A 14,147-nucleotide genomic window follows, 5' to 3' on the forward strand; every position below is an offset into this window, starting at 1 on the left:
CGCCCGGAGGTCCCATGAGCACGACCGCCCCGGCCGCCACGGCGGCCCCGCCCGTCGACGAGTCCCTGCCCGTCATCCGCCGGCCCCGTCACGAGCGCTGGATCACCGGCCTGCTCGCGGCGGCGGCCGTCGCCTGGATCGCGTGGGGGCTGGCGCGCAACGAGAAGCTGCAGTGGGCCACGGTGGCGCAGTACCTGTTCTCGCCGCGCATCCTCGACGGCCTCCTCGTCACCATCCAGCTCTCGCTGCTGTCCATCGCGATCGCGATCGTCGTGGGCTTCCTCATGGCGATGCTGAGCCGCTCCGAGAACCCGGTCCTGCGCGGCGTCGCCCGCGTCTACGTCGGGTTCTTCCGCGGGCTCCCGCTGCTCGTGCTGCTGCTCGTCACCTTCAACCTCGCGCTCTTCGCGCCGGAGATCGTCATCGGCTTCCCGCCGGCCTTCGGCGTCGCGCTCGACACCAACTCGGTGATCTCGGGCTTCACGGCCTCCATCATCGGCCTCGCGCTCCACGAGTCCGCCTTCATGGCGGAGATCATCCGCGGCGGCTTCCTCGCCGTGCCGGCCGGGCAGCTCGAGGCCGCGCAGAGCCTGGGGATGCGCCGGCGCCGCGCCGTGCTCCGCATCGTCGCGCCGCAGGCGATCCGCGTGATCGTGCCCGCGACGGGCAACCAGTTCATCATGCTCCTCAAGGCGAGCGCGATGGTCGCCGTCATCGGCGGCGGCGAGCTGCTGACCGTCGCGCAGCGCATCTACGGCCAGAACTTCCAGGTGATCCCGCTGCTCATCGTCGTGTCGTTCTGGTACCTCGTGCTCGTCCTCCTCGCATCCGGGGGTCAGCACCTCCTCGAGCGCCGCATGGCGCGCGGGGTCGCCGGTCGGCCCGCGAAGGCCGCCGCAGCCGCAGTCGAGGAGGACGCCCGATGACCGCCATCCAGGACCGGCCCGACCCGGGAGCCGCCGCCGCACCGCTCGTCCGAATCCGCGGCGTCCACGTGAGCTTCGGCGCGACGCAGGTCCTCCGCGGCGTCGACCTCGACGTCGCCGAGGGGGAGGTGCTCTGCCTGATCGGCGCCTCCGGCTCCGGCAAGTCGACGCTCCTGCGCACCGTCAACGCCCTCCAGCCCGTGGATGCGGGGGTCGTCCAGGTCGCGGGCGCCTACGCCGGCGCGGTGGTGCGCCGGGGCCGCCTCCACGAGGCGGGGGAGCGGGACACGGCCGCGTACCGCCGGCAGATCGGCATGGCCTTCCAGCACTTCAACCTGTTCCCCCATCTCACGGCACGGGAGAACGTGACGGCCGGGCTGCGCGAGGTGCTCCGGATGCCGAAGGCCGAGGCGGTCGAGCGCGCGCGCGTCGAGCTCGACCGGGTGGGGCTCGCGGCGAAGGCCGACTCGTACCCCTCCCAGCTCTCCGGCGGGCAGCAGCAGCGGGTCGCGATCGCCCGCTCGCTCGCCATGCGCCCGAAGCTCATGCTCTTCGACGAGCCGACCTCGGCCCTCGACCCCGAGCTCGTCGGCGAGGTGCTGCAGGTCATGCGGCAGATCGCTGAGGACGGCATGACGATGATAGTCGTCACGCACGAGATGCGCTTCGCCCGGCAGGTCGCGGACCGCGTCGCCTTCATGGACGGCGGGGTCGTCGCGGAGCTGGGCTCGGCCGAGCAGGTGCTCGGCGCGCCCGCCTCGCCCCGCCTCCAGCGCTTCCTCTCGCACCTGGCGGCCTGAGCGGCCGGGCCGACGGGTCGCGTGCGGTCGCGGCCGTCGGCCCGCGCGCGGTCAGTCGGTCCCGGCGTCGAAGGCGGCGCGGTTGTTGAGCTCGTCGAGCTCGACGGGCTGCGCGTCGGCCGTGATCGCCTCCGCGCCGCCGGCCTCCAGCTCGCCGATCAGCTCCGCCGTCTCGCCCGTCACGAGGCCCTGCGCCGCGTACTGCTCGAGCCGCGAGCGCGAGTCGGCGATGTCGAGGTTGCGCATCGTGAGCTGCCCGATGCGGTCGTCGGGCCCGAAGGCGGCCTGGCCGACCCGCTCCATCGAGAGCTTCTCGGGGCTGTAGCTCAGCGCCGGGCCCGCGGTGTCGAGGATCGAGTAGTCGTCGCCGCGGCGCAGGCGCAGGGCGACGGAGCCGGTGACAGCGGACGCCACCCAGCGCACGATCGACTCGCGCAGCATGAGCGACTGCGGGTCGAGCCAGCGGCCCTCGTACATGAGGCGCCCGAGGCGGCGGCCCTCCGAGTGGTACGTCGCCACGGTGTCCTCGTTGTGGATCGCGTTGAGCAGGCGCTCGTAGGCGATGTGGAGGAGCGCCATGCCCGGCGCCTCGTAGATGCCGCGGCTCTTCGCCTCGATGATGCGGTTCTCGATCTGGTCCGAGATGCCGAGCCCGTGGCGGCCGCCGATGCGGTTCGCCTCCTCGACGAGCGCGACCGGGTCGTCGTAGCGGGTGCCGTTCAGCGCGACCGGGCGACCCGCCTCGAACTCGACCACGACATCCTCGGTCGCGATCTCGATCGACTCGTCCCACGGGGCGACGCCCATGATCGGCTCGACGATCGTGACGCCGGCGTCCAGGTACTCGAGCTGCTTGGCCTCGTGGGTGGCACCCCAGATGTTCGCGTCGGTCGAGTACGCCTTCTCGGTGGAGTCGCGGTAGGGGAAGCCGTGCTCGACGAGCCACTCCGACATCTCCTTGCGGCCGCCGAGCTGCGTCACGAAGTCGCGGTCGAGCCACGGCTTGTAGATGCGCAGGCGCGGATTCGCCATGAGGCCGTAGCGGTAGAAGCGCTCGATGTCGTTGCCCTTGTAGGTGGAGCCGTCGCCCCAGATGTCGACGCCGTCCTCCTTCATGGCGCGCACGAGCATGGTCCCCGTGACGGCGCGGCCGAGGGGGGTGGTGTTGAAGTACGTCTTGCCGCCGGAGCGGATGTGGAAGGCGCCGCACTGCAGGGCGACCAGGCCCTCCTCGACGAGGAGGCGCCGCGCGTCGACCAGGCGCGCGATCTCGGCGCCGTACTCGAGGGCGCGACCGGGGACGGCGTCGATGTCGGGCTCGTCGGGCTGGCCGATGTCCGCGGTGTAGGTGCAGGGGATGCCGCCCTTGTCGCGCATCCAGGCGACCGCCACGGAGGTGTCGAGACCTCCGGAGAAGGCGATGCCGATGCGCTCGCCGACGGGGAGGGAGGAGAGCACGTTGGACATGGTGACCAGGCTAGCGGCGCGGGCGACCGTGCGAGGACGGGCCGGGGATCAGATCCTGCCGCGCAGCCGCATGCTCAGGGCGCCGGCGGTGATCGCGGCGGCGGCGCCGAGCTGTCGCCAGAGGTGGATGTCGACGGCCGTCACCCGGAACGTGAGGCCGATCGAGGCGGCCGGGTAGCCGTTGTGGTCGAGGGCGGCGACCGCCACCGAGGCGTGGTCCTTCGTGATCTCGCCGCTCTCGACGGCCCAGCCCCGGCTCCGCGTCTCCTCGAGGAGGGCGTCGAGCTCGCGCAGGGTGCTGGGACCCGCCTCGGCGCGGTGGAAGAGCGAGTCGCGCGCGGGGTAGAGGGCCCGCACCTGCTTCGGCGAGAAGTGGGCGAGGATCGAGCGGCCGGTCGCGGTGAGGTGCGCCGGAAGGTGCACCCCGATGTCGGTGACGAGCGTCGGCGCCCGCTGCGCGGCCTCCTTCGCGACGTAGACGACATCCGTGCCCTGCAGCACGCTGACGTGCCCCACGACGGGGAGTCCCGTGCGCTTGACGAGCTTGACGAGCAGCGGACGGGCGAGCCGCTCGAGCCGCCCGGCGCGCATGGAGGCGGAGCCCACCTCGCTCACGAGGGGGGAGAGGCCGTACGCCCGCTCCTCGGGGAAGTGCACGAGGAACCCCTCGTCCTGCATGACCTTGATGAGCTGGTAGGTCGAGGAGCGCGGGATGTCGAGCTCGCGGCTGAGGGTCGTCGCGCGGACGGGTCCGCTCTGCGCGGCGACGAACTTGAGCACGCGGAGCGCGTTCCGCGCGGCCGGGATGTCGCTCATCCGTCCTCCTCCCGAAACACGGCCGAAACGACCGTCGCCACTGTCTGCGATCTCAGACACCATAGCCGCTGAGCCCCGCCGCGGAGCCCGGCCCGGACGGTCTGATGGGGACAGACCGAACCACCGAGGAAAGGAGCGACGTTGAGCATCGTCACCGACGTCATCGCGGAGCTGGACGCGGAGCGCGAGCGGATCTGGCTCGAATGCCCCGAGGAGATCACGAACATGGGGCGCGGGATCATCCCCCGCCGCACCGGCAGCCACGGGCAGTACCTGTCGACCCTCATGTTCGCGGAGTCGGAGGCGCGCACGCTGTCCGACGAGGTGCTCTGGGGGATCATCGAGGTCTCCGAGACGGAGACCCTCGACCTGCGCACCGTGCAGCTGCTCATCAACCAGATCGTCGGCTACAAGGCCGCGTTCTTCGACTTCGTCGGCATGCCCGAGGCGGGCGGCTTCGTCGCCCGCTACGTGGAGGCATCGAACGCGGCGACCTCGATCGAGGAGTTCCTCGAGCTCACCCGGGCCGCCATCAGCTACGTCAACAAGGTCCACATGTGGGTCGACGCCGTCTTCCCGTGGGGCGTCGCCAACGGATTCAAGCGCGTCGAGGCCTAGGCCCGCCCCGCGAACAACGAGACGAAGAGAGAAGAAGCTATGCACCTCATCATGTCCGTCGACGGCGTCGAGACCTGCAAGATCAAGGTCTTCGAGGAGCTCGTGCCCGGCATCGTGGAGGCCCTCAAGGAGAACCTGCCGCAGAAGAGCGTCCTCCAGCACGGCAAGATCGTCGGCGAGATGGTCTTCTGGACCATGCCGATCGTCGCCCCGTGGGAGAACGTCTACCTCACCGAGGAGGTCGGGGCCATGCGCCGGGCCGAGAAGGGCTACGCCCGCGGCTCGGTGTGCTGGTACAACCCGCGCCAGCAGTTCTGCGTCGTCTACGGCGACGACCTGGCCGACGAGCCGCTCAAGATCAGCTACATCGGCGAGGTCGTCGAGGGCGAGCTCGAGCTCGCGCTCGCCGGCATGAAGAACTGGCTCCAGCAGGGCCAGATCGTCGAGCTCGCGATCGCGGCCTGACCGACCGGCGGTCCTCCTCGGGTGCCGCGGCCCTGCGGTCGCCCCGGGGAGGACCGCCTCCACTCTCCCGGTCTGAGATCCCAGACCGTTTCTCGCCGCGCCCACTCCCGGCCGGCCCCGACGGCGCGTTCACTTGGTGCCACGCGCCCCACCCGCAGAAGGAGCGACATGACCGCATCCGCCACCGCCCCGCTCGGCCGCGAGACCCCCGCCGCCGTCGAGATCGATCGGGGCGCGCCGAGCATCGAGGACGTCGTCGCGATCGCCCGCCACGGTGCGCGCGTCCAGCTGGCGCCCGCGTCGCTCGAGGCCATGGCGGCCAGCCGTGCCGTCATCGAGCAGCTCGCCGACGACACCCGGCCGCACTACGGGGTCAGCACCGGCTTCGGCGCGCTCGCCACGAAGCACATCCCCTTCGAGTCGCGGGCCCAGCTCCAGCGCTCCCTCGTGCGCAGCCACGCCGCCAGCTCCGGCGCCGAGGTGGAGCGGGAGGTCGTGCGCGCCCTCATGACGCTGCGCCTCTCGACCCTCGCGACCGGCCGCACCGGCGTCCGCCCGGTCGTCGCCGAGACCTACGCCGCCCTGTTGAACGCCGGCATCACGCCCGTCGTCGGCGAGTACGGCTCGCTCGGCTGCTCCGGCGACCTCGCCCCGCTCGCCCACTGCGCGCTCGCCGTCATGGGCGAGGGCGAGGTGCGGGATGCGGACGGCGAGCTCGCGAGCGCGTCCATGGCGCTCGCGGCGGCCGGCATCGAGCCCGTCGTCCTGCACGAGAAGGAGGGCCTCGCCCTCATCAACGGCACCGACGGGATGCTCGGGATGCTCGCGCTCGCGATCGTCGACCTGCGCCGGCTCATCACGACGGCCGACCTCGCCGCGGCGCTCAGCGTCGAGGGCCTGCGCGGCACCGACGCGGTCTTCGCGGAGGATCTGCAGGCGCTCCGCCCCCACCCCGGGCAGTCGGCGAGCGCCGCGAACCTGCGCGCCGTCCTCGCCGGCTCGCCGCTCATCGGCGCCCACCGCGAGACCGGCTTCACCCGCGTGCAGGACGCCTACTCGCTGCGCTGCGCGCCGCAGGTGCACGGCGCCGTCCGCGACACGCTCGCCCACGCGGAGCTCGTCGCCGGCCGCGAGCTCGCGAGCGCGATCGACAACCCCGTCGTCACCCTCGACGGGCGGCTCGAGTCGAACGGCAACTTCCACGGCGCGCCCGTCGGCTACGTGCTCGACTTCCTCGCGATCGCCGCCGCCGACCTCGCCTCGATGTCGGAGCGGCGGACCGACCGCTTCCTCGACGCCTCCCGCTCGGGCGGCCTCACCCCTTTCCTCGCCGACGACCCCGGCGTCGACTCGGGCCACATGATCGCCCAGTACACCCAGGCCGGCATCGTCTCCGAGCTGAAGCGGCTCGCCGTCCCCGCCTCCGTCGACTCCATCCCCACCAGCGCGATGCAGGAGGACCACGTGTCGATGGGTTGGAGCGCCGCCCGCAAGCTGCGCCGCGCCGTCGACGGCCTCACGCGGGTCGTCGCGATCGAGATCCTCACCGCCGCGCGCGGCATCGACCTGCGGGATGCCGAGCCCGCCCCCGCGACCGGCGCGGTCGTCGCCCGGCTGCGCGAGGTCGTCCCGCCGCCCGGCATCGACCGCTACCTCGCGCCCGAGATCGCGGCCGCCGTCGCGCTCGTCGAGGGCGGCGAGCTCCTCGACGCCGCGCAGGCCGCCGCCGGCCCGCTCGCCTGAGCCGCCGCATCCCGACATCCCCAGAACACCAAGGAGCGCCCCATGACCGGACCCCGCCCCGTCCGCGCCGCCCGCGGCACCGGACTCAGCACCCTCGGCTGGCCGCAGGAGGCGGCGCTGCGGATGCTGCAGAACAACCTCGATCCGGAGGTCGCCGAGCACCCGGACGAGCTCGTCGTCTACGGCGGCACCGGCAAGGCGGCGCGCGACTGGGCGAGCTACGACGCGCTCGTGCGCACCCTGCAGACGCTCCGCGGCGACGAGACGATGCTCGTGCAGTCGGGGCGGCCGGTCGGCGTCATGCAGACGCACGAGTGGGCGCCGCGCGTGCTGCTCGCGAACTCGAACCTCGTCGGCGACTGGGCGAACTGGGACGAGTTCCGCCGGCTCGAGCAGCTCGGCCTCACCATGTACGGGCAGATGACCGCCGGCTCGTGGATCTACATCGGCACGCAGGGGATCCTGCAGGGCACCTACGAGACCTTCTCCGCCGTCGCGGCCGCCAGGTTCGCCGGGACCCTCGCCGGCACCATCACCCTCACCGCGGGGCTCGGCGGCATGGGCGGCGCGCAGCCGCTCGCCGTCACCATGAACGATGGCGTCGCGATCTGCGTCGACGTCGACCCCTCGCGCATCGCGAGGCGCATCGAGCACCGCTACCTCGACGTCGAGGCGCGGAGCGTCGACGAGGCGCTCGAGCTCGCGACCGCGGCCAGGGATGCGCGCCGCCCGCGCTCGATCGGCCTCCTCGGCAACGCGGCCGAGGTGTTCCCCGAGCTCCTCGCGCGCGGCGCCGAGATCGACATCGTCACCGATCAGACGAGTGCGCACGACCCGCTCGCCTATCTCCCCGTCGGCGTCGACGTCGACGACTGGCATGCGGCCAGGCGGCGCGACCCCGCCGGCTTCGCGGAGGCCGCTCGGCAGTCGATGGCCCGCCAGGTGGAGGCCATGGTCGGCTTCCAGCGCGCTGGCGCCGAGGTCTTCGACTACGGCAACAACATCCGCACGGAGGCGCTCGCGGCGGGCTACGCCGACGCCTTCGACTTCCCGGGCTTCGTGCCCGCCTACATCCGCCCGCTCTTCGCGGAGGGGAAGGGGCCGTTCCGCTGGGCCGCGCTCTCGGGGGACCCCGCCGACATCGCGGCGACCGACCGCGCGATCCTCGAGCTGTTCCCCGAGAACGAGTCGCTCGCGCGCTGGATCCGGATGGCGGGGGAGCGCGTGCACTTCCAGGGCCTGCCGGCGCGCATCTGCTGGCTCGGCTACGGCGAGCGGGATCGCGCCGGGCTCCGCTTCAACGACATGGTCGCCTCGGGGGAGCTGTCGGCGCCGCTCGCGATCGGCCGCGACCACCTCGACGCGGGCTCCGTCGCATCCCCGTACCGGGAGACGGAGTCGATGAGGGACGGCTCCGACGCGATCGCCGACTGGCCGCTGCTCAACGCGCTCGTCAACACCTCCTCCGGCGCCTCCTGGGTCTCCATCCACCACGGCGGCGGGGTCGGCATCGGCCGCTCCATCCACGCCGGGCAGGTCAGCGTCGCCGACGGCACCGCGCTCGCCGCCGAGAAGCTCGCGCGCGTGCTCTCGAACGACCCGGGCATGGGCGTGATCCGTCACGTCGACGCCGGCTACGCCGAGGCGGATGCCGTGGCCGAGCGGCTCGGGGTGCGCGTGCCGATGCGCGAGGGCGACGCCGGCTGATGCTGCTCGACGAGCTGGCGGGCGTCGGCCGGGACGCGCGGACGGGCGGCTACGAGCGGCTCGTGCTGTCGTCGGCGGAGCTCGAGCTGCGCGAGTGGTTCCTCGCCCGGGCCGCCGCGCTCGGGCTCGACGCCGAGACCGACGGGAACGGCAACCTGTGGGCCTGGGCGGGCCCGCCCGGGCCGGGCACGCTCCTCCTCGGCTCGCACCTCGACAGCGTGCGCGGCGGCGGCGCCTTCGACGGGCCGCTCGGCGTCGCCTCCGCGTTCGCGGCGCTCGAGCGGCTGCAGGGGGCGGGGATCGCGCTGCGCCGACCCGTCGCGATCGTCGCCTTCGCCGACGAGGAGGGCGGACGCTTCGGGATCGCCTGCGCCGGGTCGCGGCTGCTCACGGGCGCGCTCCCGGCCGAGCGGGCGCTCGCGCTGCGCGACGTGGACGGCATCTCGCTCGGGGAGGCGGCATCGGCCGTCGGGCTCGACCCGCGCCGCTACGGCGCCGACCCGGCACGACTCGCGCTCATCGGGGAGGCGATCGAGCTCCACATCGAGCAGGGGCACCTCCCGGTCGAGGCGGGCGGCGGGCACGCGCACGCACCGGTCGCGGGCGGAGCGGCCGCCGGGCTCGCCGAGGCGGCGTCGCCGCTCGGGGTCGCGACCGCCATCTGGCCGCACGGGCGCTGGCGGCTCGAGTTCGCCGGCGCCGCCAATCACGCCGGCACCACCCCGCTCGCCGCGCGACGCGATCCGCTCCTGCCGCTCGCCAACGCCGTCCTCGAGCTCCGCGGCGCCGCCGAGCGGCATGACGCCCTCGCCACCATCGGGCGCGTCGAGGTCGAGCCCGGCGCGGTCAACGCGATCGCCGCGGCCGCCCGCGCCTGGGTCGACGCGCGGGGGGCCGACGAGGCGCGCATCCGCCGGGTCATCCGCGACCTCGCCCGGGCCACGGGACTCCCGCCCGTCGAGGAGTCGTGGACGGCCGAGACCCGGTTCGACCGCGAGCTCACCGACGCCGTCGCGGAGCTCGTCGCCCCCGTCGCGGGCCTCGCCTCGGGCGCCGCCGTGCCGCGGCTGCCCTCGGGCGCGGGCCACGATGCGGGGGTGCTCGCGCTCGCCGGCATCCCCACCGCCATGCTCCTCGTGCGCAACCCGACCGGGGTGTCGCACGCACCCGGCGAGTCCGCGGAGGACGCCGACGTCGAGCTCGGGGTGCTGGCGCTCGCCGAGGTCGTGCGGGGGCGGGCCGCGTGAGGGCGTACTGGCTCGAGCGCGCCCTCCTCGACGACCGGGTCGCCGAGGGGGTGCTCCTCGTCGAGCGGGGCGGGCTGATCGCCGAGATCGTCGAGGGCGTCGATCCCAGCAGGGCCGACGCGCGCCTGCCCGGCGTCGCGATGGCGGGCTTCGCGAACGCCCACTCCCATGCCTTCCACCGGGCGCTCCGCGGTCGCACCCACCACGACGACGGCAGCTTCTGGACCTGGCGGCACCACATGTACCGGGTCGCGGACGCGCTCGACCCGGACTCCCTGCGGGAGCTCGCGACCGCGGTCTTCGCCGAGATGGTGCTCGCGGGCTGGACGGCCGTCGGCGAGTTCCACTACCTCCACGCGCCGGGCGGCATGGACGAGGCCGTGCTCGACGCCGCCGAGGCGGCCGGCATCCGGCTCACCCTCCTCGACACGCTGTACCTCCGGGGCGGCCTCGACGACGAGGGCCGGCCGGTCGCCGCGGATGCCGTGCAGAGCCGATTCCTCGACCGGTCGGTCGCCGCGTGGTCGGACCGCCATGCGCGCCTCGCGGCGCGGGCCGGCTCGGGGGGAACCGTCCGGCTGGGCGCGGCGGTGCACTCGCTGCGCGGCGTCCCCGCCCCCGCCGCGGGCGAGCTCGCGGCCGCCGTCCGCGCCCTCGGCGCCGAGGCGGGCGCGGTGCCGATCCACGCCCACGTCTCCGAGCAGCCGCGCGAGAACGCCCAGGTGCTCGCCGAGACGGGGCGCACCCCCGTCGCGGCGCTCGCCGAGGCGGGCGTGCTCGGTCCCGACTTCACGGCGGTGCACGCGACCCACCTGACGGAGGGCGACATCCGCCTGCTCGCCCAGTCGGGCTCCGGGGTCTGCCTCTGCCCGACGACCGAGCGCGACCTCGCCGACGGCGTCGGCCCGGCCGCCGAGCTCGCCGCGGCCGGGGTGCCGCTCTCGCTCGGGTCCGACCAGCACGCCGTCATCGACCCCTTCGCGGAGCTGCAGGCGCTCGAGCTCGACGCGCGCGCCGCGAGCGGCCGCCGTGGCCGCTTCCGGCCGGAGGAGCTGCGGCGGATCGCGAGCCGGGGCGGCGCGCGGGCGCTCGGCTGGGATGCGGGCGAGCTGCGTGTCGGGGCCGCGTGCGATCTCGTGTCGATCGATCCGGCGACCCCGCGCACGGCGGGGGCGTCGCCGGCGCAGCTGCCGCTCGCCGCAAGCGCCGCCGACGTCCGCGAGGTCGTCGTCGCGGGTCGCCGCGTCGTCGTCGCGGGCCGGCATCGCGCGGGCGACGTCGGGGCGCTCCTCGGGGAGGCCGTCGAGCGGCTGGACGCGCGCACGCGAGCACGAGAGGATCGCGCATGAGCTCGCTGCTGATCGACCGCATCGGCCTCCTCGTCACCCATGAGGAGGAGCGGCCCGAGCGCGAGGACGCCGCCCTCCTCGTCGTGGACGGCCGCGTCGCCTGGATCGGGGACGCGGGGTCCGGCCCCGCCGCCGACGAGCGCCTCGACGCGGACGGCCGCTGCGTCATCCCCGGCTTCGTCGACAGCCACAGCCACCTCGTCTTCGGCGGCGACCGTTCCGCGGAGTTCGCGGCGCGCATGGCGGGGGAGCGGTATGCGGCGGGCGGGATCCGCTCGACGGTCGCCGCGACCCGCGCCGCCTCGGAGGAGGGACTGCGAGCGCGGCTGGCCGCGCTCGTCGCCGAGATGCACGCGCAGGGCACGACGACGCTCGAGATCAAGAGCGGCTACGGGCTCGACGTCGAGACGGAGGCGCGCCTGCTGCGCCTCGCCCGCGAGGTCACACCCGAGACCACCTTCCTCGGCGCCCACGTCGTGCCCGCCGAGTACGCGGAGGACCGCGGGGCCTACCTCGACCTCGTCGCGGGCGACATGCTCGACGCCTGCGCGCCGCACGCCCGCTGGGTCGACGTCTTCTGCGAGACGGGCGCCTTCACGGTCGAGGAGTCCCGTCGCGTCCTCGAGGCCGGCATGGCGCGCGGCCTCGAGCCGCGCATCCACGCGACGCAGCTCGGGCCGTCCTCCGAGGCGGTCGCGCTCGCGATCGAGGTGGGCGCGGCGAGCCTCGACCATGCCACCTTCCTCTCGGACGCCGACGTCGCGGCCCTCGCCGCATCCCCGACGGTCGTGACCCTGCTGCCCGGTGTCGAGTTCTCGACCCGACAGCCCTACCCCTCGGGACGGCGGCTGCTGGATGCGGGAGCGCGCGTCGCCCTCGCGAGCGACTGCAACCCCGGCTCCTCCTTCACGAGCTCCCTGCCGTTCTGCATCGCGCTCGCCGTGCGCGACATGGGTCTCACCCCCGCGGAGGCGCTGCGGGCGGCGACCCTCGGCGGCGCCGAGGCCCTCCGTCGCGACGATGTCGGCCACCTCCGCGTCGGCGCGCGCGCCCGGCTCGCGCTCCTCGACGCCCCCTCCTACGTCCACCTCGCCTACCGCCCCGGCGTCCCCCTCGTCGACCGCGTCCTCTCCCTCGCCTGACCCGCCCCCGCCTCCCTCGGAAGTGCCCGAACAGCCTCGAGCGCGCCCGATACAGAGGGCGCACTCGAGGCTGTTCGGGCACGCTCGGCGCGAGGGATGCGGACTCTCCTCCACAGGGCGAGGAGGCGGCAGAGAATCCACGGATCGGCTCAGCGGAACTGCGCGCGCCAGCGGTGCCGCGATCGTGGAAGGATGCCGAGCGAACCCAGGGTCATGTCCACCGATGACGTCCGGCGCATCGGCGCTCCGCGCTCGCTGCAGTCGCGGCGTCACGCCGGCGAGCTCCATCGGATCCGCCGGGACGCCTACATCGATCGGGAGACCTGGGCGGCACTCGATCCGGCCGGCCGGCATCTCGCCAGGATGCGCGCGGTCGCGGCGTCAGCGCGTACCGAGCCGCTGTTCAGTCATGAGTCGGCGGCGATCGCCTGGGGGATCCCGCTCGTCGGCGTCTCGCTCGCGCGCGTGCACGTCGAGGTCCCGGCCGAGTCCGCGGCTCGTTCGCGAGGCGATGTCGTGCGGCACCGGCGAGAGCATCGCCACGGTGCGTCCCAGCGGGCTCGCGGCCTCCGCGTCACGAGCCGCATCGAGACGCTGCTCGATCTGGCCGCCGACCGGCCGCATCCCGTCGCGGTGGTGGCGGCAGATCATCTCCTCGCCGCGGCACCTGACCCCGACGCGCTCCGAGCCGTGATCCTGGAGGAGATCGAGGGGCGGCGCCCGTTCCGCGGTGCCCGGCCGGCCGAGGCGGCGCTCCGCCAGGCGACCGGTCTCGCCGAGTCCCCCCTCGAGAGCCTCTGCATGGTCCGCTTCGCGGAGCTGGGGATCACGATGCCCGAGCAGCAGGTGGAGTTCCTCCTCGACGATGGCGAGCGCGGGCGGGTCGACTTCTTCTGGCGGCGAGAGGGCGTCGTGCTGGAGGCGGACGGCTGGAGAAAGCTCGAGGACCCGGAGCTGCTGGCCGGGCGGATGCCGGCGGAGGCGCTTCGCGACGAGAAGCGCCGGGAGGATGCGATCCGCCGTCGATGCCGGACCTTCGTGCGCGTCGAGTGGGATGACGTCTGGCACGGTCATGGTCTCCGCCGGAAGCTCGAGAACACGGGCCTCATCTGAGCCGCCAGAGTGCCTGAACAGCCTCCAGCGTGACTGACATGATGGGCGCGCTGGAGGCTGTTCGGGCACTCTGGAGGAGGACACGGACCCCAGCGCGAGGGCCGTCGCGCGGCGCGACACGCCCGGGTTGCAGCAAATGCACGCGTGTGGCAGACTCTTCGAGTTCGACATTCCGCGCGCATGCGTGCGGATCACTGCCAGGGCAGTGCACAACCCCCGGATGCGCGAGCATCTGGTGCGAGGTTGGGCCGCGGGCAGCAGAGCAAGGCTTCAATCGAAACCCGGTGTTCCGCGTGGACACCTGCGCTCGCCTCCGGGCTGCGCGCAGGGCCGGCGGGGATCAGGGCTGACAGAAGAACAGTGGTGCGCCGACGAAGTGCGGCGCGGCGGGAACCCGGAGACGGGTGCGCGTCAGGGATGACTCCCCAGAGATAGAGAGAGAAGTATGGCCGGACAGAAGATCCGTATCCGACTCAAGTCGTACGACCACGCAGGTCTCGACGCCTCGGCGCGGAAGATCGTCGACACGGTGACCCGTGCCGGCGCGACCGTCGTCGGCCCCGTGCCGCTCCCGACGGAGAAGAACGTGGTGGTCGTCATCCGCTCTCCCCACAAGTACAAGGACAGCCGCGAGCACTTCGAGAAGCGCACCCACAAGCGCCTCATCGACATCGTCGACCCGACGCCGAAGGCCGTCGACTCGCTGATGCGCCTCGACCTGCCCGCCGACGTCAACATCGAGATCAAGCTCTAG

At 73.6% G+C, this 14,147-nt stretch carries 13 protein-coding genes; 11 read left to right on the forward strand and 2 right to left on the reverse strand.

Annotated elements, in window-relative coordinates; all coding sequences use genetic code 11:
* Positions 1–14: 14 nt before the first annotated feature.
* The gene (locus OF852_RS12195; RefSeq protein WP_271119431.1) at positions 15–926 is read left to right on the forward strand and encodes an amino acid ABC transporter permease; all 912 of its coding nucleotides are present in this window, start codon (positions 15–17) and stop codon (positions 924–926) included.
* The gene (locus OF852_RS12200; RefSeq protein ID WP_271119432.1) at positions 923–1,726 is read left to right on the forward strand and encodes an amino acid ABC transporter ATP-binding protein; all 804 of its coding nucleotides are present in this window, start codon (positions 923–925) and stop codon (positions 1,724–1,726) included. The genes OF852_RS12195 and OF852_RS12200 overlap by 4 nt, the downstream gene beginning before the upstream one ends.
* 51 nt (positions 1,727–1,777) lie before the next feature.
* Here OF852_RS12200 and argG read toward each other — a convergent pair whose 3' ends face one another.
* Positions 1,778–3,193: an argininosuccinate synthase gene (argG, locus tag OF852_RS12205; protein ID WP_271119433.1), complete on the reverse strand. Its 1,416-nt coding sequence runs from the start codon at positions 3,191–3,193 to the stop codon at positions 1,778–1,780.
* A gap of 48 nt (positions 3,194–3,241) precedes the next feature.
* Complete coding sequence (locus OF852_RS12210; RefSeq protein WP_271119434.1) at positions 3,242–4,009, reverse strand: IclR family transcriptional regulator; 768 nt, start codon at positions 4,007–4,009, stop codon at positions 3,242–3,244.
* A gap of 141 nt (positions 4,010–4,150) precedes the next feature.
* On the opposite strand from OF852_RS12210, the gene OF852_RS12215 reads away from it, so the two are divergent.
* The 9 genes from OF852_RS12215 (at position 4,151) to rpsJ (ending at position 14,147) form a co-directional block, all read left to right on the forward strand.
* The gene (locus tag OF852_RS12215; protein WP_271119435.1) at positions 4,151–4,627 is read left to right on the forward strand and encodes a hypothetical protein; all 477 of its coding nucleotides are present in this window, start codon (positions 4,151–4,153) and stop codon (positions 4,625–4,627) included.
* A 39-nt stretch (positions 4,628–4,666) separates the two neighbouring features.
* Positions 4,667–5,092, forward strand: a complete 426-nt coding sequence (locus OF852_RS12220; RefSeq protein WP_271119436.1) for a hypothetical protein — start codon at positions 4,667–4,669, stop codon at positions 5,090–5,092.
* Between the two features lie 168 nt (positions 5,093–5,260).
* Positions 5,261–6,835, forward strand: coding sequence for a histidine ammonia-lyase (gene hutH / locus OF852_RS12225; RefSeq protein WP_271119437.1), 1,575 nt, complete (start codon positions 5,261–5,263; stop codon positions 6,833–6,835).
* A gap of 42 nt (positions 6,836–6,877) precedes the next feature.
* Positions 6,878–8,542: a urocanate hydratase gene (hutU, locus tag OF852_RS12230; protein WP_271119438.1), complete on the forward strand. Its 1,665-nt coding sequence runs from the start codon at positions 6,878–6,880 to the stop codon at positions 8,540–8,542.
* The gene (locus OF852_RS12235; RefSeq protein WP_271119439.1) at positions 8,542–9,789 is read left to right on the forward strand and encodes an allantoate amidohydrolase; all 1,248 of its coding nucleotides are present in this window, start codon (positions 8,542–8,544) and stop codon (positions 9,787–9,789) included. The genes hutU and OF852_RS12235 overlap by 1 nt, the downstream gene beginning before the upstream one ends.
* Positions 9,786–11,138, forward strand: coding sequence for a formimidoylglutamate deiminase (locus OF852_RS12240; RefSeq protein ID WP_271119440.1), 1,353 nt, complete (start codon positions 9,786–9,788; stop codon positions 11,136–11,138). The genes OF852_RS12235 and OF852_RS12240 overlap by 4 nt, the downstream gene beginning before the upstream one ends.
* The gene (gene hutI / locus OF852_RS12245; protein WP_271119441.1) at positions 11,135–12,280 is read left to right on the forward strand and encodes an imidazolonepropionase; all 1,146 of its coding nucleotides are present in this window, start codon (positions 11,135–11,137) and stop codon (positions 12,278–12,280) included. Before OF852_RS12240 ends, hutI begins: the two co-directional genes overlap by 4 nt.
* Positions 12,281–12,493: 213 nt before the next feature.
* A complete protein-coding gene (locus tag OF852_RS12250) occupies positions 12,494–13,393 on the forward strand; it encodes a hypothetical protein (RefSeq protein WP_271119442.1) in 900 nt (299 codons plus the stop codon).
* A 445-nt stretch (positions 13,394–13,838) separates the two neighbouring features.
* Entirely contained in the window at positions 13,839–14,147 is a 309-nt protein-coding gene (gene rpsJ, locus OF852_RS12255; protein WP_141145294.1) for a 30S ribosomal protein S10, read from the forward strand.

The organism is Homoserinibacter sp. YIM 151385 (assembly GCF_027912415.1).
Lineage (GTDB): Bacteria > Actinomycetota > Actinomycetes > Actinomycetales > Microbacteriaceae > Schumannella.